Consider the following 23591-nt stretch of genomic DNA (forward strand, 5'->3'; position numbering starts at 1 on the left):
TTTGGCGGCGACGACAGGTATTGGGCGCTATGCTGGCTATGGCGTCGGTGATTTCGGACTGAATATCTATTGGAACGCGCTCTCGCTCGTCCTGATGTTCTGGTACGCCGAAGTCGTCGGGCTGAGTCCGACCGTGGCGGGCGGAATATATTTCGTAGGCATGGCTTGGGATGCGGTGACCGATGCCGTCGTTGCCAGTCTGTCGGCACGAACACGGTCGCGCTTCGGGACCTATCGGCCGCACATTCTTTTTGGTGGCGTGGCGCTGGGCGTGAGTTTTTGCGTCCTGTTCTGGATCCCGCCCCTGGAGGGGGTGGCGCTCATTGCCGCCCTGACCCTGGCTCACATCCTTTTTCGAACTGTCTACACGATCGTCGCTGTCCCCTATTCGGCACTCGCCTCGCGGCTCAGCTATGACAGCGTCGAGCGGACCACATTTTCCGGCGTACGGATGTTCTTTGCCTTTGCCGGGCTGCTGACCGTCTCCGGCCTTTGGTTTCCGCTCGTGCGAACGTTTGGCGGCGATGACACGGCAGCACCCGGTTTTCAGGCGGCGGCGCTTATTGGGGCCGTGATTGCAACCATGGCGCTGGCCCTTTGCTTTGCGGGAACGCGGGAACAGCCCCTGCCCGGACGATGTTCCGATGACCCGCCTCCTGGCCTATGGCGCTTCATTCCAGCCATCCGGGACAATCGCGCCTTGGCAATCCTGCTTTGCATGATCTTCTTGCAGTCCGGGGCTGTTGCCAGCCTGCTCATTCCGCTCACCTTCTTTATCGAGGTCAACGCCCCGGTCTTCGCCCGCAAGGAAGTCGTGATGACCGCCTATGCCAGCGCGACGCTGGCCTCAATTCCGGTCTGGACGCTCTTCATCCGCCGATTTGGCAAGAAGGCCGGCTGGGTGCTGGCCTGCGGCCTGGCGATTGTTTGCGGGCTTGATCTCGCAATTGCCGGAGCACGCGTTATCGCTGGCGTGCCGCTCCAGATCATCGGCTATGGAGCGGCTTTTGGTGCTTTCGGTGTTCTGGTCTGGTCCTTTGTTCCCGATACGGTCGAATACGGGCAATGGAAGACCGGCGAACGCAATGAAGGCGCGGTGTTCGGTTCCGTGCTGCTGGTCCAGAAACTCTCGGGCGGGCTGATGGGCCTGTTTGTCGGTTTCATGTTGTCCGAGGTCGGGTATGACATTGATGCGGCGACCCAAAGTGCAGCCACAGCCGAAGGTATTCGATTTCACATTTTCCTGATGCCATCCCTGTTGCTGGCTTTGTCGGTGCTGCTCATTCTAAAGTTGCCGCTGAATCGTCGCCTCCATGCCCGAATTGTCGGGCAGATGGGCGGGCGGGAATGATGGAGCAGGATCAGTTGAGATCGTTGCGGGCTTCGGGGGAGGTGCTGCCATGGCGAGAATGATCGACGTTGCCGAGAAGGCGGGCGTCTCCATCAAGACCGTATCACGGGTCCTGAACAATGAGCCGCACGTCAAGGAAGGACTGCGCGAGCGTGTCCGCGCCGCGGCAAAGGAAGTGGGCTATGTTCCGTCCAGCACAGCGCGGGCGCTGCGCTCCCGACGGTCCTACGCGATCCATATGGTCAGCCACTCGCATCGTTCAGCTTATGTGAACGCCATCCAGTTCGGCGCAGTGCAGACCTGCCAGGAGCGTGGCTATCAACTCATGGTGTCCTTGATGGAGGACTTGCGCGACATGCCGGAGGCCGACCTGGTCACACGGTTCGAGCGCCTGGTCGAGGCTTCCAAGCCGGATGGCCTGATCCTCGTGCCGCCCTTGTCCAATGATGAGCGCCTCTATCACGTGCTCGAGCGTTTCGACATGCCGATCGCGCGTGTGGGTCCCAATAACCTGCCCGACGCGCGTATCAGCGTCAAAATCAATGAGCGCGAGGCCGCGCGTGAACTGACCGCGCATCTGATCGAATTGGGTCATCGCCGGATCGCCTTTGTGCGCGGCAAGGAGGACCAGAACGCCACGCATGAGCGCTATGCAGGTTACAGGGATGCGCTTGACCAGGCCGGAATAGCCCTGGATGAGCGCCTGGTGCGACCGGGGGATTTCGACTTCTCTGCCGGATTGGAGGCTGGCGATGCCCTGTTTGCCATGACCGACCGGCCGACGGCGGTCTTTGCGGCCAATGATGACATGGCTGCCGGCGTCCTTATGGCGGCTCACCGGTTGCGACTCGACGTACCCGACGACGTGTCGGTTGTCGGCTTTGACGATTCAGAGATTGCCGAGAAAATGTGGCCATCCCTGACAACCGTGAGGCAGCCGCTCTTGACGATGGGGAATGAGGCGACGCGGCAGCTGATTGATGCGGCGACACAGTCCGACCCGACGCAAATGGACGCTCCGAACGAGTATCTCGACTATGAAATCATCTACCGCGAGTCGACCGGACCGCTCCGTCGAGCCTGACGCCGCCGCGCTGCTGCACTCTTCTTTCTGTTTAATTTGACACCGGCCCCCCGGCATACTCAAACTTGGAAAAGAGCTCGACACGCTAACAATACAAATATGGTCGGCGGTACTGGGAGGTAAATTATGAGTGCAGACGTGACGGCCGATCCGGCCGCGTCGCCAGCTGTGGCGTCAGACTCCGGTGGGGAGCCGCCTGTCAAGCGCTCAACAATCTTCCTTCATGGATCCCTCGCCTTGCCGCTGGCGGTCTATGGCTATCCGCTGGCGATCTGGCTGCCCGCGCACTATGCCGGCCAACTCGGTTTATCCCTCTCGGTGATTGGCCTGATCATCATGGTGGCCCGTTTCACCGATGTCTTTACCGATCCGTTGATGGGTGAGATTTCGGACCGGGGGCGCACGCGGTTCGGACGTCGCAAGCCCTATATCGCGTTGGGTGCGCCGGCGCTGATGGTCTCAACCTGGTTTCTTTTTGTGCCTCATGACGGGGCCGGAATTCTCTATTTCCTGCTTTGGCTGACACTGTTTTTCGCCAGCGCCACCATGATCCAGATTCCCTTTCGCGCCTGGGGGGCTGAGCTATCCGGGAATTATCATGTGCGCAGCCAGGTAACCGCGGCGCGGGAGTTCTACTATCTGACCGGTCTTCTGATGGCCGCCGCTGTACCGATGGTGATCGAGATATTCGCGGATGGTGGCGCGGTGACCGAGATTTTCGTGGCGATCTGGCGGGATATAACCGGCGCTTTCACCGGCGAGCTGATGACGCGCACGCCGACCAGTCGGGCGGCCCTGACCGGGCCGGTCCTGATGGGCCTCGCCATTGCCATCATCATCGCGGTTCCGCTGCTTTCCACCTTGATCATCACGACCGTCAAGGAGCCGCCGCCCGCACCGCGTGAACGTGTCCCCATGATCGAGGGCTTTCGCCACCTCTGGCGCAATGGCCCGATGCGGCGCGTGCTGATCATCGCCTTCCTGGTGATCGCCGGTGAAAGCCTCCGCAATGCGGTTTCGCTCTTCTTTATCCGCGACATTATCGGGATCCCGACGATCGGCGCCGCCTATTTTCTTTATTTCATCTCCGGCATTGCCGCGATCCCGTTCTGGCTCTGGCTGGGCCGAACCATTGGCAAGCATCGGGCCTTCATGGTCACGCTCGGTTTCGTCAGTGTGGTCAGTGCCTGCAACCTTCTGCTGGGCCGGGGTGATTACTTCGCCTTTTTCTGCCTCTTCCTGCTCAAGGGCTTTGCCTTCGGCGGCCTGCAATTCCTGCCGCTGGCGATGCTGGCCGATGTGGTGGATATCGACAGCGTCCGCTCGGGCGGCCGCCGCGCCGGGACCTATTTCGCCGTGCTTGGCCTGTCGGAGAAGCTGGCTGCCGCCATCTTTACCGGCGTGGCTTTGAACATTGTCGGCTTGCTGGGCTATCATGCATCCGGCGGCGTAGACGCGTCGACCGATATTGGCGTGCTGTCCTTGCGACTGGTCTACTGCCTGGGTCCGATCGCCCTCTACGCCCTGTCTGTCCCGCTGATCTGGGGGTACCCGCTTACACCAAGCCGCCACGCCCGATTGCATGCCGGACTGGCCAAGCGGATTGAGCGGAAGGCGCGCGCGGTGGCTGCGGAGCAGGCAACTAAATAGGGGGCGGCGTGTTGGGCAGTGTCAGGCTGCCCGTTCACCTGAATTGCGAATTTTGAGCTGGTCGGACCGTAGCGGGTAGCCGAAATGCCAGCCTTGCAGATACTCGAAGCCGAGCAGGCGCAGCATGGCAGCCTGGCCCTCGGTTTCGACACCTTCTGCCACCATGTCCAGTGACAGGGCATCGCCCAGCAGGGCCAGCGCCTGCAACATCTTGTTGGGGCCTTCGCCGCGGCCAATGGATTGCACAAAGGTCTTGTCGATCTTGATCTTCGAGAAGGGCAGCATGTGCAAATAGCCCATGGAGGCGAAGCCTGTACCGAAGTCATCGAGATTGACCGTGAAGCCTGCTTCATGAAGCTCCAGCAAACGGCTCTTTGCCTGTTCGAAATCATCAACCAGGACGGCTTCCGTCAGCTCGAACTCGATCTGGTCAGGTCTCATGCCGTGTGACGTTAGTTCGCGCAGATATCGTTCACACAGGCGACCATCATTGAGCTGGGCCGGAGACAGGTTGATCGAGACACTGTGAGGCGCTTTCGGCCCTATTTCGCGACAAACGGACTCAACCACAAAATCTCCGAGGCGGCGGATCAGTTTGGAATCTTCGGCGACCGGAATAAAGACGTCCGGAGGCACTGCACCACGGGTCGGATGCTCCCAACGCAGGAGCGCCTCGACCGAGGCTGTGCTGCCGTCACAGGCGCGCGCGATCGGCTGGTAGACGACGAAGAATTCATCGCGGTCCAGCCCGGCCTCGATATCGGCTTCGAGCGCGCGGCGGGCATCGGCCTCAAGGCCGAGGCTGGCATTGAAGACAAGCGGTTTGTCGAGCTGATCGGCTTTGGCGCGATACATGGCCAGGTCGGCGTCATGAATAAGCTGGTTGAAGGTCTTCGGCGCCCCTTCATCGGAATGGGCGATGCCGATCGCGGCACCAATCTCGAACGGGCGACCGTCGATTTCGAACGGCCGCGCGAGGCTTTCCGACAAGCTGCGTGCAATGTTGAGGGCCTCACGGGCATCCTCCGCGCCGACCAGGGCACAGGCAAACTCGTCGCCGCCGACGCGAGCGATATGGATGTCGGCATCGACGGCACCGCGGAAGCGGTGAGCCACGCGCCGGATGACATCATCACCGGCGCGGTGTCCGGCCTTGTCGTTGACGGCCTTGAAGCCGTTGAGGTCGATATAGATCACCGCAGCTTCGCCATCCTCTGCGGCCCGGGTCGCTGCTTTGCTTTCGATGAAGCTGGTAAAGCCGAGCCGGTTCGGCAGGCCGCTGAGATTGTCGGTGCCGGCCGCGATGATGGCGCGCTTTTCGTTGCTCGCCGCGTGACGCGCGAGCGTGCGGGCCTTGAAGGCGATCAGTTGCGCGCAAATGAAGAAGGCGATGATGTAGGCGAGCAGCGGCAGGAATGCGAGCCGCAGAGTCTCGATGCCCGGGCGGGAGGCTTGCCAGCCGAGCCAGCCGAGCGAGTGCCCCTCATCATCCATGATCTCCAGGCCGGCATTGGCGCGCGGCAAAGCGCCCTGATGGAGCGAGACATTCGAGACGAGGAAAACTTCCTCGAGCTCGGTCAGGAAATTCTGATCAATGGCGGTTCCGATGATGATCACAGGATCAACCGTCGGATTGGTCATGGTTGCGCGATCGTCATACTCGCCGAGAACCGTGATCGAGGCCATATAGAGCTGACCCCGGATCTTCAGGTAGTGAGTCGAAATGTAGCGTTCGGTATTGTAGCCGGCGGCCAGGTCGGCACGCAGGTCCGAAACCTGTTCATGGTTGAGCACGTCGGTCCGAAGCTGCTGACCGGACTCCCGATGCCACGCCATGCTTCGTGCGTCGTCCACGCCTACGATGGAAACAAAATCGAACGCAGTATGGTCCGAAAAAGACGAGGCAAGGCTTTCCGAAAGGACGGATTTCTCGCGCTCATTCCACAGCGTGAGCAACTCTCCCCACCAGCCATAGTCAGCGACCCAGGTCTCATTCTGGCGAGACGCCGCTTCGATGCCCGCGCTCAGTAATTGACGGTCATTCTGCACGGCATTGCGATTCAGGGCGCCGACAAAGAAATAGATCGTCAAAACGGAGGCAATCAGACTCACGAGCGTCGCCACATTGATGTAGCGCCCTAAAGTGCTGTCGAGTGTCCGTCCCATCCAGTCCACCTGTTGGTCTTCTTGGAAAGGCGGACGATGGCGTAAAGAGGTAAAGGTCCGGTCAGCGCCGGATTATGATTTGATTCAAATTCTCGACATTACCCCCCGGGATAACGTCATTTTTCATGCACGCGGGGGAGTCGGGGCCGCAAGCTCAGCCGGCTTCGAGTTCGGGTTTGGAATAGACGAATTGACCGACATCAATGCGGCCGGTGCGGAAGCCAGCCTCGCAATAGGCGAGGTAGAAACGCCAAATCCTGTCAAAGCGGGCGTCAAACCCCATGGGTTCGATGTCCGGCCAGCTTGCCCGATAGGCGCGATGCCACATTGCCAGCGTGCGGGCATAGCCATCCGCGAACATCTTCGTGTCCTTGGCGACGAGGCCGGCTTCGGCGGCGAGCGTGTCCAGAAGTGGCGCCGGAGGCAGCATGCCGCCCGGAAAGACGTATTTCTGGATGAAGTCGACCGCATTGCGATAGCGCTCGAAATCCCGCTCGCGAATGGTGATGACCTGCAGGGCCGCTCGGCCACCCGGCTGGAGGCAGTGATGGACCTGCTTGAAGTAGACCGGCCAATGTGCCTCGCCGACCGCTTCAAACATTTCGATCGAGGCGACAGCATCGAATCGTTCGGAGACATCGCGATAGTCCTGCAGTCGCAGATCGGCCTTGTCGCCTAGCCCCGCTGACTCCAAGCGTGACCGGGCATAGTCCAATTGCTCGCGCGACAGGGTCAGCCCGGTGACATGACAGCCGAAATCCCGGATTGCGACTTCGGCAAACCCGCCCCAGCCACAGCCGATCTCCAGAACACGGTCACCTGGTTTGAGGTTCAGGCTCTCGCAGATCCGCCGGTATTTGCGGGCCTGGGCCTGTGCCAGCGTGTCGTCCTCGCTTTCGAAAAGGGCTGCGGAATAGGTCATGCTCTCATCAAGCCATTGCTCGTAGAAGGCATTGCCGAGATCGTAGTGAAACGAGATGTTGCGGCGGCTGCCGCGGCGGGTATTGGCGTTCATCCAGTGCTGGAGACGCGCCAGAAGACGGCTTGGGCCGCCTCGGCCATGGGCCGCGTCCACCTTGTCCAGCTCTGTCGCGAGCGCTGTCAGGAGGGCGGGCAGGTCAGAGGTTTTCCACTCATCATTCACATAGCCTTCGGAAAATCCCAGCACCCCGCTGGCGGCAATGCGCAGCAAGGCGTTCCAGCGGTGGATTGTCCAGTCGGCGACCATGCTTGCCTGGTCCGGGCCGACCGCAAACCGGTAGCCGCCGGGCAGCTCGATGCGCAGGCGTGCAGACGTCAACCCATCGAGCGCACGCGTGATCCGTCGCGCGGCGAAGGCTTGCAAGCGGGACGGACGGGTCGTTCCCGTCGTCGAATGGTTACTGTACGCGTCCATCAATGCCTCCCCGGCATGGTGTCAATGGTTCCGCGGCGGGGGGCGAATAGCGCCAGCCCCTTGAGGCGCAATTTCAGCGCCTCCCACAGGATACCAAAAAAAATCCGCGCCGTATTGGTTGCGACGAGCCAGGCGGCGGCGCGCAATCGGGCGGGCTCGAGATCTTCCAGTCGCGCGGTGTGGGCCGCGCTGAGCACAACCTCGCCGTCGCGCTCCAGCTGGATACCGAGGCGGTACCGATCGCCCTCGAGGCTGATGCGGAAATGATAGGTCCCGGCAACCGGATTGAAGGGCGAGACAAAGAAGCGTTTTTCCGTTCGCAAGCGGACCAATCCGTCGGCGTCGGTCATGGGCCCCACCGGGAAGGCATAGGCGCAGCGCCCGCTGTGGAAATTGCTGACTTCGAAGATCAGGCCGATCAGCGTGCCGTCGGGGGCATGGGCGAAGAACACGGAGACCGGATTGAAAGCGAGGCCGAGCACGCGCGGCGCGGCCAGAAGCTGGATCCGACCGAAGGGGCCTGACACACCGGCGTCGCGAAGCCGGGTCTCGACCCAGTCGCGCAAGTCCAGATCCGCGCCGCCATGATCTCGTGTTTGCAGGCTCACCAGTGCGGCGCGATTGAACCCGAAGCCGAGGCGATGGGAGCGCGGCATTTCGGGCCCGTCGATATCCACCAGCACGGACGCAACGCGGTAGCGCAGGCTGTGATGGCGCGGCCTTCGCCGCGTATGGCCGACCTGGCCAATCAGGAGTGAGGCGGGGCGAGGGGTCATTCGGCAGCGATGGGCAAGGCGTCGCTTGTCGCCGGGGTCGTATGGCCGGGCCAGGCGATGCGCGCATTCATGTCCGAATGGGACCACGGGCGTGATGTCGCGCCCAAGCTATCCGCCACAATGAGGCCGGACTGCAGGCCGTCCTCGTGAAAGCCCGAACCCAGCCACGCGCCGCAATACCAGACGCCACCGCGTCCCTGGATCTGCCCGATGGCGGATTGCGCCGATATGGCGGCCTGGTCGAAGATCGGATGCTCATAGGAATCGACGCGCAGCACCGTGCCCGGGTCCGGCTCGGTCTGGGGGTTGAGGGTGACAAACACCGGCGTTTTCACGGGCAGGGGCTGCAGCCGGTTCATCCAGTAGGTCAGGCTGATCTCATTGGTGTCGCCGTGGCGCCGCTCCAGATAATTCCAGCTCGCCCAGGCCGAGCGCCGGCGGGGCATCAGGCGAGTGTCGGTATGGAGGACAGCTGTGTTCGGCCGGTAGCGGATCGCGGAGAGCAGCGTTCTCTCTTCATGGTCCGCATCCGAGACGAGTTTGAGCGCCTGGTCCGAATGACAGGCCAGGACAACATCGTCATAGACCTCCCGGGTGCCATCAGCGAGCGACACCGTGACGCCCTGATCTGATCGCTGCAGGCCATGAACAGGTGTTCCAACACGGATTTTCCCGTCAATCGCCTCAGCCAGCGCTTCCACATAGGCTTGGCTGCCACCTGCAATCGTCCGCCATTGCGGGCGGTCCGTCAGCTGCAGAAGGCCGTGATTGAGGAAAAAGCGAAAGAAACTTCCGGCCGGAAAGCCACGCATCTGGTCGACGGGAGACGACCAGATCGCAGCACACATGGGCAGGATGTGATCTTCGCGGAAGGCGCGGGAATAGCCCTTTTCCTTTAGGAATTCGTCGAGGGTCAGGCTGGTGTCGGTGCTCCGGCTGTCTCGGGCATGCTGGTTCAGACGGAGAATGTCCGCGATCATGCGCCACATGCGCGGACGCACGAGATTGCGCCGCTGGGCAAAGAGTCCGCTTGGATTGGACGAGTATTCGAAACCGCCATTGCCGATCGACGCCGCGAAGGACATGTCGCTCTCGGCCGTCTCGACTCCCAACTGGTCCATCAGGCTGACGAAATTGGGATAGTTCCGCGGATTATAGACGATGAAGCCAGTGTCGACGCCGAAAGACTGTCCCTCAAGCTCGATCTGCGCGGTATTCGCATGTCCTCCGAGACGGTCGGCCGCTTCAAGGAGAGTCACATTGTCGGTCTGCGAAAGTCGCCAGGCGGCGGCGAGTCCTGAAATGCCGGAGCCTATGACCGCGATGCGGCGTTTGGGAATCTGGGTCATAGGGGTCTCGTGCAAGGCTTCAAAATCATTCTGGTAAGGAGTTACGCAGGCTTGGGCAGAGCGGATCACACGCTTGACGCGCGCGGTCATCGCCGGTGGATGGGACTGAGGAGTGATCCGGTCCGGCCCTGTCTTCGTAAGCGGAAACATGTACGCTGCTGTCCAGACATTTGCCCGCCCGGCCGATCCCCGGGCTTCCGACCCGGGAAAGAGGTTCATGACGGACCTGACTGAGCGGCCGAGTGCTGCGGTCGACAGCCGAACAATGTCCAACCTGCTTGTTCGGGTCGGGCAGGCGCGCGACCGTCAAGCTTTCCGGGCGTTGTTCGATCATTTCGCGCCGCGCATCCGGTCATTCCTGTTGCAGCGGCGCGTGCCGAAGGCGCAGGCGGAAGATATCACCCAGGACGTGATGCTATCGGTCTGGCGCCGGGCGGCCAGTTTCGATCCCGCCAAAGCCGGCGCCTCGACCTGGATCTACACAATCGCGCGCAACCAGCACATCGACCAGTTCCGCAAGGCCAAACGGGCCGAGCAGATGGACGAAACCGATCCGTCCCTGCAACCGGAACCGGCGCCGGCGGCGGACGATTTGTGTGAGATGTCTGAGTCCGCGCAGAGTGTCGGAGCGGCGCTCGAAACCCTCTCACCTGACCAGCGTCAGGTCATCGACATGGCCTTTACTGAAGGCTTGTCCCACAGCGAAATCGCCGATCGGCTCGACTTGCCGCTCGGCACGGTAAAATCACGAATACGGCTTGCCATGGGCAAGCTGAAAACGACACTTGGAGACTTGGTATGACCCAACGCGGTCATGTGCTGGACGACACTTGGTATCTCGACTACGCCGCCGGCGCTCTGGCGAGCGAGGCCGAGGACGTGCTTGTTCGCTCCCACATCGAACTCAATGATGACGCCGAGGCTCGTTTGGCCCGCCTCGACCAGATCGGCGGCTCCCTTCTCGAGCAATTGCCGATCGGCGAGGCCCTGCCGTTCAGCGCCGACGATCTTCTCGACCTCGCTGATGCGACCGAAGGGGCAGTTGCTGAGTCTGCCCTGCCGGCGCCTCCGGACGCTCTGTCGGATGTCGACATTCCGCCGGCGCTCGCCGCCTATCTGGCGCGAACCGGTGTGAAGGTGAAATGGGAGTTTCTCGGCCCGGGTCTGCGCAAGGCTGTGCTGTGGCGCGGCGATGCAGACGAGCGTCTCTGGCTGTTGAAGGCAGAGCCTGGCGTCTCCATTCCGCATCACGGCCATAATGGCTCGGAGCTGACCCTCGTCCTGAAGGGCAGTTTCTGGGATGGCGAGCAGGAGTATCGGCGCGGCGATGTGGAAGAGGCGCATCCTGATATCGAGCACGATATCCGAATCGATCCATCTGGCGTCTGCGTCTGTCTGGCGCTGACCTGCGGCAAGCTGCGGTTCGACAATCCGCTTCTTCGGGCATTTCAGGTCTTTACCGGTCTCTAAGCCGGGCAACCGCACCAACACAGGTTTCCCGGACGAGTGACGAAGGCGGGTGCGGGCGCGCGGCGTTTGCGCTACCATGCCGGATCACGTGATTTCGTCAGGTTCCGGGGTGGCGGCCAGCATGAGTGTGAAGACACGGGCGAACAAGCAGTCCGGCGCGACGATCAAGGATGTGGCGAGCGCGGCCGGCGTGTCGGCGATGACAGTTTCGCGCGTTCTCAATGCCGAGCCGAATGTGCGGCCCGCCACGCGCGAACGTGTCCAGGCGGCCATCGTCGAGCTCAACTACAGGCCAAACCTGTCTGCGCGAAATCTCGCGCGGGCCAATGCCTATTTTATCGGCCTGCTCTACGACAATCCGAGCGCCGGCTATATCAGTGAGTTGCTGATCGGGGCACTGAATCGCTGTCGCGCGTCGGGGTATCACCTGGTGCTCGAGAGTTGCGGTACCGCTGGCGATGACTGGGCGGCCGAGATCGCAGCCATGCTCCGGACCTCGAATTTCGACGGCATCATCATGCCGCCGCCGGTTTGCGACAATGTGGATGTCATGGATGCGGTAGAGAAGGCGGGCATTCCGCACGTTCGAATAGCACCGGACACAGATCTGGATCGCGCGCCATGTGTGCTCACCGATGACCGAGCGGCCTCGCGCCGGATGACCGAGTATCTGGTCGAGTTGGGCCATAGTCGAATTGGATTTGTGCTGGGTCCTGAAGAACATGGCGCCAGTCGTGAACGCTATGCGGGTTTTCTCGAAGGCCTCGCTGCGCACGGCGTGGACAATGACGCGGAGCTGATCGCCCCCGGTGCCTTCACCTACAAGTCCGGGCTTGAGGCGGCGGACCGTCTGTTGTCGCTCGCAGATCGACCGACCGCGATCTTCGCATCCAATGATGACATGGCGGTGGCCGTGATCGCACTGGCCCATAAGCACGCGCTCGACGTGCCTCGGGAACTGACGGTGGTGGGTTTCGACGATACCCAGACCGCCACCGCGATCTGGCCGCAACTGACCACTGTCCGGCAGCCGATTTCCGACATGGCAAGCGCTGCAATCGAGCTGCTGGCCAGTCATCTCAATGGCGACCCCGACGCGGATGCACGTCGCGAGATCCGCTCCGAGATTGTTATTCGGGACTCTTCCGCTCCACGCGCTCCCTAGCTTCACATCACCTGCTGTAAACGGCGCCGTGCGGCCCCGGATTGACAGAGATTGCCTCGAGAAAGCTGCCAGAGAACCTTGAGCAGCGGACGGCAAGGCGTACGGTCCATTGTGGCGTGTCGCGAAGGATTTCGCCGCGCGTCTGGGAATTGGGGAGAGGCTTGTGAGCAATTGGCGCAGCCAACCGGAAATTGATCTCCGCATCATTCAGGCATTGGTCGATGCGGTTGGACTGGACGCATTTGTTGGAATGCGAGGCCAGTTTGTTGATGATTTGCGTGCGCTTTCAAATGCCTATCAGGAGGCCATTGCCGACTCTGATGTGGAGGCGGCCAAGGCCGCCGCGCACGCCCTGAAAGGGGCGGCCTCAAACATTGGTCTGGCGCAACTCACGCAGATTGCGGCAGAGTTGGAGCGTGATGCAGGTGATCCGGGTGAGGTCTTGAACGAGGTTGTTGATCGGTCGATCGCTCGCTTGGAAGTGACCCCTTGAAACTTGCCGCGATTGTCGGTTCAGAGTGCTAAACGGCTGGGAGGAAGGCCAAGATGGAGTACAGGATCGAAGCCCGGCGCGACCGGCTCATCGTGTCGATATCAGGCGTCATCACATTTGATGATCATGAGGCGTTTCGTCAGATCGTCAGCGAGATCGCCGGGTCTGATCCGAGCATGGTCGAACTCTCCCTCGCCGGCACAAAGATGATCGACTCTGCCGGCATCGGCATGCTCTTGCTGGCCAAGGACAAGGCCGACAAATCTGGCAAAGCGCTCATTCTGTCCGGTGTGACAGGTCATGTCGCCAAGGTTGTCGAGCTGTCCAAGATCGATCAACTGATCAAGATCGTCTGAGATCGCGATGCCGGGCGATGTCGACGCAAATCAGATCGGTCAGACGGCGGATAACGCGTTGATCCTGATCGTCGATGATCTGAGATCCTCCCGCAGCATGATTGCCTCAATCCTCAATGCGGCAGGCTTTCCCAACCATCTTTTCGCGAGCGATGGTGTCGAAGCCCTTGCAATCCTCGAGCGTGAGCCGGTTGAGATGGTAATTCTCGACATCGTCATGCCGAACAAGGACGGGTTTGATGTTTGCCGGGAGGTTCGCCAACGTCTGAGATTGAATGTGCCGATCCTTATCCAGACGGCGCTTCAGGATGCCGACGAGCGGGCATCGGCATTTGACGCCGGCGCCTCGGACGTGATCTCCAAACCCATTCACCCGCACGAGATCGCGTCGCGGGTTAGGCTGCATCTTGAGCGGCGCCGAATGCTGGATCGCCTTCAACGCTATCAGCGTCGGATGGACGACGAGCTGCAGGCCGCCGAGGCGATGCAGATATCGCTGCTCAAATCGGATGAGGATGTCGCCGCGATTGCGTCCCCGCGCGGCGCTGACCTCTGGACTTTCTACAAGGCGTCCAATCGGCTCGGCGGGGATCTCTGGCAGGTCTTCGAGATAGACGAAACACGTTTCGGTCTCTTCATGGTTGACCTTTCGGGCCATGGCGTCGCCGCCGCCATCAATGCCTTCCGGGTTCATATGCTGACAGATGCGCTGTCTCGCCACCGGTCCCGACCTGCTCGCTTCCTCGCGGCGGTCAATAACTATCTATGCCAGATGCTGCCGGTCGAGCATTTCGCGACCGCATTCTACGGCGTGGTTGATCCGAGTGTGGGGAAAATGGACTACGCGATTGCTGGAGCGCCGGCGCCGATCGTGCTGCAAGCGTCAGGCGGCTGGCAGGCGCTTGAGGGGAGTGGATTGATCCTCGGGTGCGCGCCAAAGACCGACTATGAAGCATACGAAGTTGATCTGGAGCGTGGCGATCGCGTGCTGTGTTACAGCGATGGGCTGTATGAGAATTTCGAGCGGCCTGAACTGTCTTTGGAGCCAGCGGATATCGCGCGACTGGCCTGTGAACTCTTGCCCGTCGAACGGGGCCCCGGATTCCTGCCGGCTCTCATCGAGCGGCTTTTCGAAGGACCAGATGCGCAGAGCCAGGATGATCTGACACTCTTGTTTCTCGAGGTGAGAGGGCATGGCTGAGATAGAGCGACCGATTCGTGACGGCATTTGGGTTAGGCTTGACGAGTCACCCTTGGCTGCCGCGGTGTCCAAGTCGCTTTTGGACAGCTTTGGAGATGCCGTCATCCATAGCGCCACGCTTCCCGATGGTGCGATGATCGGCATTGTGATCGCCGACGACGCCCACGTTGAGGCCATAACCCATGCCGCAAATCACAATGCCGGCGCACTCCAATCCATCCTCATAACCGATGACCCGGCGACCGGGACGCGGGCCGATTTTGTCCTGCCGAATGATGTCGACATTGAATCGATCATGTCGGTTTTGCGCTCCGCGAAGGAGTTCCACGATCAGGTGATGTCCTTGCGGGCTGATGTCGCTCGACGGAAGTCGGCGATTGGCACGATTGTGAATGGCCAGTTCGTGCTCCGAACACTCGATGAAGCGCGTAATCTCGCAACGATGATCGCGCTGGCCTGTCCCAATTCCGATCTGGTCGCGGTTGGTTTGCAGGAATTGCTCATCAACGCGGTCGAGCATGGAAATCTCGAAATTAGTGCGGCGATGAAGCAGGATCTGCTCCTGGAAGGCCGTTGGCGTGAAGAGGTCGAGGCTCGCCTCGAAGATCCGGCCTATATCGACCGGGTAGTGATCCTCAGTTTTCAGCGCAGCGAGCGCATAATATCGATGACAATTCAGGATGATGGTCAGGGTTTTGATTATGCCAGCTATATTTCGAACACGTCGCCTGTTGACGGGTATCGAGGGCGTGGCATCGCCATGGCGCGTGATCTCTCCTTCACGTCGATCACCTATCATGGCGCGGGCAATCTTGTAGAGGCGACGATCGTATTGCCGGCGAGCGAGGCCGATTAGGCGGTGCGGGAAAGCAATTCGAATATTCTCGCGTTCAGCTATGGTTCAGTCGAGAAATCCTCTAATCTGCTCCAGACAAGACGTGTTACTCGGAACGCAGGGGTGTTCCACACGGACTGCAGGGAGGGGATCCAGATGAAAACCCAAATCATTGCGAGCGTGATCGCATCGGCATTTTTGGCAGGCGCCGCGACGGCGCAAGACTTCACCGCACCGCCCTCATTCGGGTCGGTCAATCTCAGCTCCGGTTTCACGCCGGATCCGTACAATGTCACCCTGACATCGGGCGGCCAGCTGCGGGCCAGCAATATCTCCAGCTCCTGCCGCGGCTGGATCGCGAATGCGCCTGATTATTCCGTCTATTATCAGGCCGGCAACATGTTCGATCTGACCATCAGTTCGGTTTCCAGTTCTGATACCACGCTCGTGATCAACGGGCCGTCCGGTAATTGGTATTGCGATGATGATAGTGGCGAAGGTCTCAATCCGAGCCTGACTTTCGCCAATCCCGGTTCCGGGCGCTACGACATCTGGGTCGGGTCCTATTCGGAAGGTGACTATGCCCAGGCGACCCTGTCGATTTCCGAGCTTGGCATGGCCGGTGGCCAGCCGTCGCAAGGCGGCGGCAGCTATCAGAGCATTGACTGGTCCCTTCCGGCCAATTTCGGTAGCGCCAATCTGCGCGGCGGTTTCCAGCCGGATCCCTACCGGGTCAATATCATCTCCGGCGGCTCACACCGTGCCTCGGAAGTGCGCAGCGGCTGCGCGGGCTGGGTGTCTTCGGCGCCGGACTTCGAGCTGAATTTCACCGCGGGCTCGCTTCCGCTGATCCTGTCGGCAGCCTCGAGCTCGGACACGACAATCCTGGTCAATGATCCGAACGGCAACTGGTATTGCGATGATGATGGCGGCAATGCCGGCCTCAATCCGGCGCTGACATTCCACAACGCCGCATCGGGCACCTATGACATCTGGATCGGCTCCTACAGCCAGGGCCAGAATGCCGAGGCCACGCTGTCGATCTCGGAGCTCTACAGCGAGTAAGCCTCAAACGTCGATTGATGCAGACCAGGGCGGCCGTTTCCTAACGGCCGCCCTTTTTCTGTTCGGGGTTCCGGTCTATGCCTTTGATCCTGATTATCGAGGTGGGTCTTCATGCGTATCTTTCTGGCTGTTTGTGTCGCGCTTCTGCTCGCGGCGGCGGGCTTCATCTTCTTCATACTGCCGGCCCGGATCGATGCCGACATGAATGTCGTGACGCCGCATGAGCCCTACGCGCTGAGCGACGAGGCGGTGTCCCTGCACGACACGCTGCGGGTCGCCGACCTTCACTCCGACATGTTGCTATGGATGCGCGATCCGACGCGCTGGAATGATCGTGGTCATACCGATCTGCCGCGCCTGCGAGCAGGCGGCGTCGCGCTTCAGGTTTTCTCGAGCGTGACCAAGACGCCGTCCGGCCAGAATTATGACAGCAATACCGCCGACAGTGACGACATCACCGCCCTGGCCATCGTCCAGCGCTGGCCGATGCGGACCTGGGACTCGATCCTCGAGCGCGCGGTCTATCACGCCGATCGCCTCAACCGGCTGGCCGATCGCGATAACAGTTTCACCGTGGTTCGGACCCGCGCCGATCTCGAGGCCGTCCTCGCGGCCCGCGAAACCGATCCGACGGCGATGGCCGGCCTGCTGGAGACCGAGGGCGCGCATCCGCTCGAGGGCCAGATCGGGAATGTCGATGTGCTCTGGGATGCGGGCTATCGCATGCTCGGCCTGCAGCACTTCTTCGACAATGAGCTCGGCGGCTCCCTGCATGGAGTCTCCGAGGCCGGGCTGACCGATTTCGGACGCGAGGTGATCCGCCGCATGGATGAGCGCGGCCTGATCATCGATGTCGCCCACTCCTCCCCGCAAGTCGTCGAGGACGTGCTGGCCATGACGGACAGCCCGCTTGTGGTCTCCCATACCGGCGTGCACGGCCATTGCGAAGTGAAGCGAAATATCCCCGATGCCCTGATGCAGCGGATCGCCGCCGGCGGCGGGCTGATCGGGATCGGTTTCTGGGCCGATGTGACCTGCGATGACAGCCCCGAAGGCGTCGCCGCGGCGATTATGGCCGCCATCGACCTGGTCGGCATCGACCATGTCGCCCTCGGCTCGGACTATGACGGCACGGTCACCACCACCTTCGACGCCTCGGAATACGCCGTGCTGACCGACCGCCTGCTGGCTGCCGGCCTGAGCGCAGACGAGGTCCGCCAGGTGATGGGCGAGAATACGATCCGGTTCTTCCTGGAGAATTTGCCGGCGGAATAGGCACAGACGGGCACCCCCTATTCCGCCGCCACAGCCTCCGCCTCCAGATGTTCCACCAGCTTCACCCCCGCCTGCGAACAGCTCAGCGAACCACCCAGATCCCCCGTCCATTCGCCCGCCCGATGCATGGCATCAACGGCGTCGCGAATCCGCCCCGCCGCCCGCGTCTCGTCCAGGCTTTCCAGCAATTGCGCCGCCGCTTCGATGGCGCCGAACGGGTTGGCCTTGTCCTGGCCGGCTATGTCGGGGGCCGAGCCGTGGATGGGTTCGAAGAGGCCGGGTTTGCTGTCGCCCAGCGAGGCTGAGCCCAGAAGGCCGATCGAGCCGGGCAGCATGGAGGCTTCGTCGGACAGGATGTCGCCGAACATGTTCTCGGTGACGATGACGTCAAAGCTCGCCGGGGCGCGCAGCATGTGCATGGCGGCGGCATCGACATACATGTGGTCGAGCTCGATATCGGGGAAATCACGGGCACCCATCTCGGTGACCACGTCGCGCCAGAGACGGCTGGTTTCCAGCACATTGGCCTTGTCGACCGAGGTCAGCTTGCCGCGGCGCAGCCGGGCTTGCTGGAAAGCAATGCGGGCCACCCGCTCGATCTCGCCGCGCGTATAAGTGCATTTATCGCTGGCACTGTCGGCCGAGCGTTCGCGCTCGCCGAAATAGATACCACCGGTCAATTCCCGCACGATCAGCACATCGGTGCCGGCGACGAGGTCCGCGCGCAGTGGCGATTTGCCGGCCAGGGCCGGGTGCACGGCGGCCGGTCGCAAATTGGCATAGACGCCGAGCGCCTTGCGCAGGGCGAGAAGCCCGGCTTCCGGTCGCGCATCGGCCTGGTCCCATTTGGGGCCGCCCACCGCGCCAAGGAAGACGGCATCGGCCTTGCGGCAGGCAGCCAAGGTCGTGTCCGTCAGCGGTTCCCCGAACGCGTCAATCGACGCGCCGCCAAAGGCGCAGGTCTCAAATTCGATCCGGAAACCGTCCAGGGCGGCGACATGTTCCAGCACGGCCCGGGCCACCGCGGTGATTTCCGGTCCGATCCCGTCACCGGGCAGGAGTGTGATGCGGTAGGTCATGCGATGTCGGCCTCGTAAGCGTCGATGGCGTCGGAATGGCTCATCAAAAAGCCGAGCGGATCCGTGCCTTCCATCAGACAGTGTTTGGCAAAGGGCTCGATCTCGAAATCAAAGCTCGGGCCATTGCCCAGATCGACATGCTGGCTGGCCAGATCGATCCTGATCGAGACACCGGGATTGGCGAGCAGCCAGTTGTGCGCCGCTTCCGGCGCCATGATCGGCAGCAATCCGTTGCGGGCGGAATTCGAGCGGAAAATATCGGCAAACTCGCTGGAGATGACGGCGCGGAAGCCGAAATCATGCAAGGCCCAGGGGGCATGCTCGCGCGAGGAGCCGCACCCGAAATTGCGCCCGGCCACCAGGACCCGGCATTCGGCCGTGTCGAGACTGTTCAGCGAGACCGCTTCCAATGGCTTGCCCTCACCATCATAGCGCCAGTCATGGAAGGCGAGCTTGCCGAGCCCGTCGCGGCTGGTCGTGGTCAGGAAACGGGCCGGAATGATCTGGTCCGTATCAATGTCTTCCTGATCAATGACGAAGGTCCGGCTGTCGATCTGGCGGATATCATCTTCGGAATTGGCGGCGGGATCAGGCATGGGCGGGCTCCATCAATTCGGCTGGTTCGATGACATGGCCGGCAATCGCTGCCGCCGCGGCCGTTGCCGGGCTGGCCAAGATGGTGCGAACACCGGGACCCTGTCGGCCCTCGAAATTGCGGTTGGAGGTCGACACGACCAGCTGCCCGGGTTCGCCGCGATCGCCATTCATGGCAATGCACATGGAGCAGCCCGGCTGACGCCATTCGGCGCCGGCATCGATGAAGATCCGGTCGAGACCTTCTGCCTCGGCCTGGGCCCGGACCGCGACCGAGCCGGGTACGACGAGGGCGCGGATGCCGTCAGCCACCCGTCGGCCGCTCATGATCGCCGCCGCCTCGCGCAAATCAGTGATCCGCGAATTGGTGCAGGAGCCGATAAAGACCTGATCGACCCGGGCGCCGGCCACCGGCTTGCCGGCTTCGAGACCCATATAGGCGAGCGCCTTTCTCTGTGAGGCCGAGCGTGGTTCCGGGATGGGCGAGTTGACGGCGATGCCGGTATCCGGCGCTGTGCCCCAGGTGACCATGGGTCGGATCGTCGCCGCGTCGATCATGACTTCGCGGTCAAAGCGGGCGCCCGGATCACTGCGCAGGGTTTGCCATTCGGCGACGGCCTGGTCCCAATCCGCGCCGTGCGGGCAATGCTCGCGGCCTTCAAGCCAGGCGAATGTCGTTGCGTCGGGCGCGATCATGCCGGCGCGGGCACCGGCCTCGATCGACATGTTGCAGACCGTCATCCGGCCTTCCATGTCGAGCGCCTCGATGGCGCCGCCGGCATACTCGATCACACAGCCTGTGCCGCCATCAACGCCGAGCTCGGCAATGACAGCGAGGATGATGTCCTTGGCGGAAATGCCAGGCGCGGTTTCGCCATCGACGGTCACGCGCATCGATTTCGGTTTGCGCTGAAGCAGGCACTGCGAAGCCAGGACATGACCGACCTCCGTCGTGCCGATGCCGAAGGCCAGGGCACCGAACGCGCCATGGGTGGCGGTATGACTGTCGCCGCAGACAATCGTCATGCCCGGCTGGGTGGCGCCCAGCTCCGGACCGATCACATGCACGACCCCGCGATGGCCACTGCCCCAGCCATGCAGCGTGATGCCATGCTTGGCCGCATTGTCCTGCAAGCGCTCGACCTGGCTTTGCGCGGCGGCTGTGGCATAGGGCGGTCCCTCGCCGGCCGCGAAGTCGAGCGTGGGCGTGGAATGGTCGATCGTCGCCAGGGTGCGATCGGGACGGCGCACTGTCAGGCCGCGCTCATCGAGCACGGAAAAGGCCTGCGGCGAGGTGACCTCATGCACGAGATGCAGGTCGATATAGAGCAGGCCCGGCGTCTCCGTGGTCTCGGCCCGAACCTGGTGCGCCTCCCAGACCTTGTCGAACAGGGAGCGCGGGGTCTTGTCCGCGCGCTCGGTCTCAGGCGACATGCTGGACCTCCATGGCATTGTCCTGGACCGGCTGCAGCCAGCCATGGCGATCCGGCGTGGCGCCGGAGAACAGGCCGAAGAAGCGCTCCTGCATCAGTTCGGCGACCGGACCGCGGCCGCCGGCCCGGACGACATGCCCGTCGACCGAGCGCACCGGCGTGATCTCGGCAGCCGTCCCGGTGAAGAAAATCTCGTCGGCAAAATACAGGCTTTCGCGCGACAGGGTCTGCTCTCGGACATCGAAGCCCTCCGCCTCGGCCAGCTTCATCACCGAATCCCGGGTCAGGCCGGACAGGATGGAAGCCGAGCTGGGCGGGGTGCGGATGACGCCGTCGGTGACGACAAAGATGTTCTCGCCTGCCCCCTCGGACACCAGGCCGTTGACGTCCAGGCCGATGCCTTCATCAAAGCCGCGCGAATGGGCCTCATGGCTGATCAGCATCGAGGAGAGGTAATTGCCGCCGGCCTTGGCGCCGGTCGGGATGGTGTTGGGCGCCGGACGGCTCCAGGAGGAGATGCAGCAATCCACGCCCTTGGTCAGCGCTTCCTCGCCGAGATAGGCCCCCCAGGGGAAGGCGGCGATGCAGATCTCCGGCTTGGTGTCGGCGCCGGGCAGGACACCGATCCCGCCATAGCCGAAGAAGGCGACCGGGCGGATATAGGCGTCTTTCAGATGATTGGCGCGGATCACCATCCGGCAAGCTGCTTCGACCTCCGCTTCGGTGTGCTCGATCGGCATGTGGTAAACCTTGGCGCTGTTGAACAGCCGTTTGATATGATCGGTCAGGCGAAAGATATTCGGACCGGTCGCCGTGTCATAGCAGCGGATTCCCTCGAAGACGGAGGAGCCGTAATGCAGGGCGTGGGAGAGAACATGCGTCTGGGCTTCATGCCAGTCGATCAGTTCGCCATTGCGCCAGATGAAGTCGGTTTCCTGGATTGCCATTTTACTGTGTCCTGTCAGACGGCCTGAGCCGGTTGTTTCTGGGTCATGTCGGCCCGGCCATAGGCCTCACCGCGATCGAGTGTGAAGAGCAGCGAGTCGATCGCTGCGGTGACGACGTCCGGGCCGCGTGCGCGTCCCGAGAAGGCTTCGCCATTGATGTCGACGCTGATGTCGGCGACGAATTCGCGGCCTGTGGCGGTCGAGCGCATCCGGGTTTCCAGACCGATTACCGTGGCGTCGGTGCCGGTAATGCGCTGGACCGCAGCAAAGGCCGCCGCCATGGGGCCATCGCCGGAGGCAATATCCGAGACACGGCCGCGATCGGGATGTTCCAGCTCGACCCGGGCAAACTGCTTGGGCTGGCGACCGGCGGTCGTGCGCAGCTCGGTTCGCAGCACGGTCCAGCGCGAGCCACTGGGCGAAAAGCCTTCCATCATCGCGACCAGATCGGCGTCATTGACCTCGCCGAGCTCGTCGGCCAAGTGTTTGAAGTCCTTGAAGACCTGGTTGAGTTTTTCCGGATCGGGCTGATAGCCCAGCTTGGCCAGGCGCTGGACCAGGGCGTGCTTGCCCGAATGCTTGCCCAAGACCAGGGCGGAGCCCGGCGCGCCGACGCTTTCCGGTGTCATGATCTCATAGGTCCGGCGGTCGGAAATCATGCCATGCTGGTGAATGCCGGCCTCGTGGGCGAAGGCATTCTTGCCGACGATCGCCTTGTTGGGCGCGACCGCGGTCCCGGTTACGCGGGCCAGACGCTGGCTGGCAGACCAGATCTTGGTGGCGTCGACATGGCTGACGGCCGGGAAGATATCGGCCCGGACCTGCAGCGCCATGACGATTTCCTCCAGCGAGCAATTGCCGGCCCGTTCGCCAATCCCGTTGATCGCGCATTCGACCTGGCGGGCCCCGCCCTTCACGGCGGCGAGCGAATTGGAAACGGCCAGTCCCAGATCATTGTGGCAGTGGGCCGAGAAGATCACATGCTCCGGCCGCTCGACCTTGGCGACGAGATTCTCGAAGACGGCGCGGATCTCGTCCGGTTCGGAATAGCCGACCGTGTCCGGCACATTCAGCACATCGGCGCCATAGGTGGCGGCGCAGGCCATGGCTTCGATCAGGAAGTCCGGCTCGGTGCGCAGGGCGTCTTCGGCGGAGAATTCAATCTCGTCGAATGTGCCGGCGGCATGCTGCAGGCAGCGCTCAATCGTCTGCAGGACTTCGCGACGCGACATGCGCAGCTTGGCTTCGCGATGGATCGGGCTGGTAGCGATGAAAATGTGAAGGCGCTTGCGCTGCGCTGGCTCCAGCGCATGGGCCGCCGCGTCGATATCTCTCTCGGTGGCGCGGGCCAGCGAACACAGTGTGGATTTGCGGATTTCCGACGCGATCAGGCGGATGGCTTCGCTGTCGCCGGGCGAGGCGGCCGCGAAACCGGCCTCGATCGTGTCCACCCGCATGGCTTCGAGCAGGCGTGCGATCTCCAGCTTTTCGCCCGGATTCATGGAAAAGCCGGGAGCCTGTTCGCCGTCGCGCAGCGTGGTGTCGAAGATGTGCAGCCGGTCGGGTTGCGGGGTCTTTACTGGTGTCAGTGTCGGGGCGGGCATGCCTGCCTCCATCGGTGGGGCGTCCCGGTCGCCTGGGCGGCGATCTCCGGGGCAATGTGCGGCTGGGTGTCGGGCGTGAAGACGCCGCGCACGTCGAGCAGGCGCGCGACCTGGCGGGCCAGCACGTCCATGTTTCGCGCGTCATCGCGGGCATCGAGCGACATGGTCACGGTGGACTGACCGTTCGATGAGGCCGCCTTGTCGAGCGTGGCGATGGTGAAGCCGCGGCGCTCAATGAGACCGATAAGCCGCATCAGGGCGCCTTCAGCGTCGGCGATATCAATACGAAGAGACGTGCGCAT

General features: G+C 62.2%; 22 protein-coding genes. 12 read left to right on the plus strand and 10 right to left on the minus strand.

Translation table 11 applies throughout. The annotated features are described in order from the left end of the window. The first annotated feature begins 1 nt into the window (after position 1). The 3 genes from Q0X62_RS00410 (at position 2) to Q0X62_RS00420 (ending at position 4085) form a co-directional block, all read left to right on the plus strand. The gene (locus Q0X62_RS00410) at positions 2 to 1351 is read left to right on the plus strand and encodes an MFS transporter (protein ID WP_297730424.1); all 1350 of its coding nucleotides are present in this window, start codon (positions 2 to 4) and stop codon (positions 1349 to 1351) included. A gap of 49 nt (positions 1352 to 1400) precedes the next feature. Beyond that, entirely contained in the window at positions 1401 to 2435 is a 1035-nt protein-coding gene (locus Q0X62_RS00415; protein WP_297730426.1) for a LacI family DNA-binding transcriptional regulator, read from the plus strand. Positions 2436 to 2561: 126 nt separating this feature from the next. Continuing rightward, positions 2562 to 4085 (plus strand): MFS transporter, encoded by a 1524-nt coding sequence (locus Q0X62_RS00420; RefSeq protein ID WP_297730428.1) that lies wholly within the window; start codon positions 2562 to 2564, stop codon positions 4083 to 4085. A gap of 21 nt (positions 4086 to 4106) precedes the next feature. On the opposite strand, the gene Q0X62_RS00425 is transcribed toward Q0X62_RS00420, so the two are convergent. The 4 genes from Q0X62_RS00425 to Q0X62_RS00440 all read right to left on the minus strand — a co-directional run bounded on the left by Q0X62_RS00425 (position 4107) and on the right by Q0X62_RS00440 (position 9922). Beyond that, the gene (locus Q0X62_RS00425; protein ID WP_297730430.1) at positions 4107 to 6251 is read right to left on the minus strand and encodes an EAL domain-containing protein; all 2145 of its coding nucleotides are present in this window, start codon (positions 6249 to 6251) and stop codon (positions 4107 to 4109) included. Positions 6252 to 6405: 154 nt separating this feature from the next. After that, positions 6406 to 7647 (minus strand): cyclopropane-fatty-acyl-phospholipid synthase family protein, encoded by a 1242-nt coding sequence (locus Q0X62_RS00430; RefSeq protein ID WP_297730432.1) that lies wholly within the window; start codon positions 7645 to 7647, stop codon positions 6406 to 6408. Next, positions 7647 to 8423, minus strand: a complete 777-nt coding sequence (locus Q0X62_RS00435; RefSeq protein WP_297730434.1) for a DUF1365 domain-containing protein — start codon at positions 8421 to 8423, stop codon at positions 7647 to 7649. Before Q0X62_RS00435 ends, Q0X62_RS00430 begins: the two co-directional genes overlap by 1 nt. Continuing rightward, positions 8420 to 9922 (minus strand): FAD-dependent oxidoreductase, encoded by a 1503-nt coding sequence (locus tag Q0X62_RS00440; RefSeq protein ID WP_297730435.1) that lies wholly within the window; start codon positions 9920 to 9922, stop codon positions 8420 to 8422. Before Q0X62_RS00440 ends, Q0X62_RS00435 begins: the two co-directional genes overlap by 4 nt. Positions 9923 to 9989: 67 nt before the next feature. Between Q0X62_RS00440 and Q0X62_RS00445 the strand changes: the two genes are divergently transcribed. The 9 genes from Q0X62_RS00445 to Q0X62_RS00485 all read left to right on the plus strand — a co-directional run bounded on the left by Q0X62_RS00445 (position 9990) and on the right by Q0X62_RS00485 (position 17632). Then, complete coding sequence (locus Q0X62_RS00445; protein ID WP_297730437.1) at positions 9990 to 10574, plus strand: sigma-70 family RNA polymerase sigma factor; 585 nt, start codon at positions 9990 to 9992, stop codon at positions 10572 to 10574. Then, complete coding sequence (locus Q0X62_RS00450) at positions 10571 to 11242, plus strand: ChrR family anti-sigma-E factor (RefSeq protein ID WP_297730439.1); 672 nt, start codon at positions 10571 to 10573, stop codon at positions 11240 to 11242. Before Q0X62_RS00445 ends, Q0X62_RS00450 begins: the two co-directional genes overlap by 4 nt. Positions 11243 to 11363: 121 nt before the next feature. Continuing rightward, positions 11364 to 12407, plus strand: coding sequence for a LacI family DNA-binding transcriptional regulator (locus tag Q0X62_RS00455; protein WP_297730441.1), 1044 nt, complete (start codon positions 11364 to 11366; stop codon positions 12405 to 12407). A gap of 163 nt (positions 12408 to 12570) precedes the next feature. Then, on the plus strand, positions 12571 to 12900 hold the full coding sequence (locus Q0X62_RS00460; protein ID WP_297730445.1) for an Hpt domain-containing protein: 330 nt from the start codon (positions 12571 to 12573) through the stop codon (positions 12898 to 12900). Positions 12901 to 12953: 53 nt separating this feature from the next. After that, on the plus strand, positions 12954 to 13256 hold the full coding sequence (locus Q0X62_RS00465) for an STAS domain-containing protein (RefSeq protein WP_297730447.1): 303 nt from the start codon (positions 12954 to 12956) through the stop codon (positions 13254 to 13256). Positions 13257 to 13263: 7 nt separating this feature from the next. Continuing rightward, a complete protein-coding gene (locus Q0X62_RS00470) occupies positions 13264 to 14457 on the plus strand; it encodes a SpoIIE family protein phosphatase (protein WP_297730449.1) in 1194 nt (397 codons plus the stop codon). A gap of 52 nt (positions 14458 to 14509) precedes the next feature. Continuing rightward, positions 14510 to 15313: an ATP-binding protein gene (locus Q0X62_RS00475; RefSeq protein WP_297730451.1), complete on the plus strand. Its 804-nt coding sequence runs from the start codon at positions 14510 to 14512 to the stop codon at positions 15311 to 15313. Between the two features lie 135 nt (positions 15314 to 15448). Next, a complete protein-coding gene (locus Q0X62_RS00480; RefSeq protein WP_297730453.1) occupies positions 15449 to 16357 on the plus strand; it encodes a hypothetical protein in 909 nt (302 codons plus the stop codon). 111 nt (positions 16358 to 16468) lie between these two features. Continuing rightward, positions 16469 to 17632, plus strand: a complete 1164-nt coding sequence (locus tag Q0X62_RS00485) for a membrane dipeptidase (RefSeq protein ID WP_297730455.1) — start codon at positions 16469 to 16471, stop codon at positions 17630 to 17632. A gap of 17 nt (positions 17633 to 17649) precedes the next feature. On the opposite strand, the gene leuB is transcribed toward Q0X62_RS00485, so the two are convergent. From leuB to Q0X62_RS00515, 6 genes are read right to left on the minus strand one after another with little or no spacing between them, the layout of a single operon-like run. Beyond that, a complete protein-coding gene (gene leuB / locus Q0X62_RS00490) occupies positions 17650 to 18711 on the minus strand; it encodes a 3-isopropylmalate dehydrogenase (RefSeq protein WP_297730457.1) in 1062 nt (353 codons plus the stop codon). Continuing rightward, positions 18708 to 19307 carry a 3-isopropylmalate dehydratase small subunit gene (gene leuD, locus Q0X62_RS00495; protein WP_297730459.1) on the minus strand — a complete coding sequence of 200 codons (600 nt, stop codon included), beginning with the start codon at positions 19305 to 19307 and terminating at the stop codon, positions 18708 to 18710. Before leuD ends, leuB begins: the two co-directional genes overlap by 4 nt. Beyond that, positions 19300 to 20739 carry a 3-isopropylmalate dehydratase large subunit gene (gene leuC / locus Q0X62_RS00500; RefSeq protein ID WP_297730461.1) on the minus strand — a complete coding sequence of 480 codons (1440 nt, stop codon included), beginning with the start codon at positions 20737 to 20739 and terminating at the stop codon, positions 19300 to 19302. The genes leuD and leuC overlap by 8 nt, the downstream gene beginning before the upstream one ends. Further along, entirely contained in the window at positions 20729 to 21685 is a 957-nt protein-coding gene (locus tag Q0X62_RS00505) for a branched-chain amino acid transaminase (protein WP_297730462.1), read from the minus strand. Before Q0X62_RS00505 ends, leuC begins: the two co-directional genes overlap by 11 nt. A gap of 14 nt (positions 21686 to 21699) precedes the next feature. After that, positions 21700 to 23289 carry a 2-isopropylmalate synthase gene (locus tag Q0X62_RS00510; RefSeq protein ID WP_297730464.1) on the minus strand — a complete coding sequence of 530 codons (1590 nt, stop codon included), beginning with the start codon at positions 23287 to 23289 and terminating at the stop codon, positions 21700 to 21702. Then, complete coding sequence (locus tag Q0X62_RS00515; RefSeq protein WP_297730466.1) at positions 23271 to 23591, minus strand: ACT domain-containing protein; 321 nt, start codon at positions 23589 to 23591, stop codon at positions 23271 to 23273. The genes Q0X62_RS00510 and Q0X62_RS00515 overlap by 19 nt, the downstream gene beginning before the upstream one ends.

It is taken from the genome of uncultured Maricaulis sp. (assembly GCF_947259345.1).
Classification (GTDB): Bacteria; Pseudomonadota; Alphaproteobacteria; order Caulobacterales; family Maricaulaceae; genus Maricaulis.

What these genes read in the sequence shown, in the direction of transcription:
- leuC (WP_297730461.1), bottom strand. Translation starts at nt 20,739, where the DNA reads ATGTCGCCTGAGACCGAGCGCGCGGACAAGACCCCGCGCTCCCTGTTC.
- Q0X62_RS00485 (WP_297730455.1), top strand. Translation starts at nt 16,469, where the DNA reads ATGCGTATCTTTCTGGCTGTTTGTGTCGCGCTTCTGCTCGCGGCGGCG.
- Q0X62_RS00425 (WP_297730430.1), bottom strand. Translation starts at nt 6,251, where the DNA reads ATGGGACGGACACTCGACAGCACTTTAGGGCGCTACATCAATGTGGCG.
- Q0X62_RS00420 (WP_297730428.1), top strand. Translation starts at nt 2,562, where the DNA reads ATGAGTGCAGACGTGACGGCCGATCCGGCCGCGTCGCCAGCTGTGGCG.
- Q0X62_RS00455 (WP_297730441.1), top strand. Translation starts at nt 11,364, where the DNA reads ATGAGTGTGAAGACACGGGCGAACAAGCAGTCCGGCGCGACGATCAAG.
- Q0X62_RS00465 (WP_297730447.1), top strand. Translation starts at nt 12,954, where the DNA reads ATGGAGTACAGGATCGAAGCCCGGCGCGACCGGCTCATCGTGTCGATA.
- Q0X62_RS00445 (WP_297730437.1), top strand. Translation starts at nt 9,990, where the DNA reads ATGACGGACCTGACTGAGCGGCCGAGTGCTGCGGTCGACAGCCGAACA.
- leuD (WP_297730459.1), bottom strand. Translation starts at nt 19,307, where the DNA reads ATGCCTGATCCCGCCGCCAATTCCGAAGATGATATCCGCCAGATCGAC.
- Q0X62_RS00430 (WP_297730432.1), bottom strand. Translation starts at nt 7,647, where the DNA reads ATGGACGCGTACAGTAACCATTCGACGACGGGAACGACCCGTCCGTCC.
- Q0X62_RS00440 (WP_297730435.1), bottom strand. Translation starts at nt 9,922, where the DNA reads ATGTTTCCGCTTACGAAGACAGGGCCGGACCGGATCACTCCTCAGTCC.
- Q0X62_RS00505 (WP_297730462.1), bottom strand. Translation starts at nt 21,685, where the DNA reads ATGGCAATCCAGGAAACCGACTTCATCTGGCGCAATGGCGAACTGATC.
- Q0X62_RS00515 (WP_297730466.1), bottom strand. Translation starts at nt 23,591, where the DNA reads ATGCGCACGTCTCTTCGTATTGATATCGCCGACGCTGAAGGCGCCCTG.
- Q0X62_RS00510 (WP_297730464.1), bottom strand. Translation starts at nt 23,289, where the DNA reads ATGCCCGCCCCGACACTGACACCAGTAAAGACCCCGCAACCCGACCGG.
- Q0X62_RS00450 (WP_297730439.1), top strand. Translation starts at nt 10,571, where the DNA reads ATGACCCAACGCGGTCATGTGCTGGACGACACTTGGTATCTCGACTAC.
- Q0X62_RS00470 (WP_297730449.1), top strand. Translation starts at nt 13,264, where the DNA reads ATGCCGGGCGATGTCGACGCAAATCAGATCGGTCAGACGGCGGATAAC.
- Q0X62_RS00415 (WP_297730426.1), top strand. Translation starts at nt 1,401, where the DNA reads ATGGCGAGAATGATCGACGTTGCCGAGAAGGCGGGCGTCTCCATCAAG.
- Q0X62_RS00435 (WP_297730434.1), bottom strand. Translation starts at nt 8,423, where the DNA reads ATGACCCCTCGCCCCGCCTCACTCCTGATTGGCCAGGTCGGCCATACG.
- leuB (WP_297730457.1), bottom strand. Translation starts at nt 18,711, where the DNA reads ATGACCTACCGCATCACACTCCTGCCCGGTGACGGGATCGGACCGGAA.
- Q0X62_RS00480 (WP_297730453.1), top strand. Translation starts at nt 15,449, where the DNA reads ATGAAAACCCAAATCATTGCGAGCGTGATCGCATCGGCATTTTTGGCA.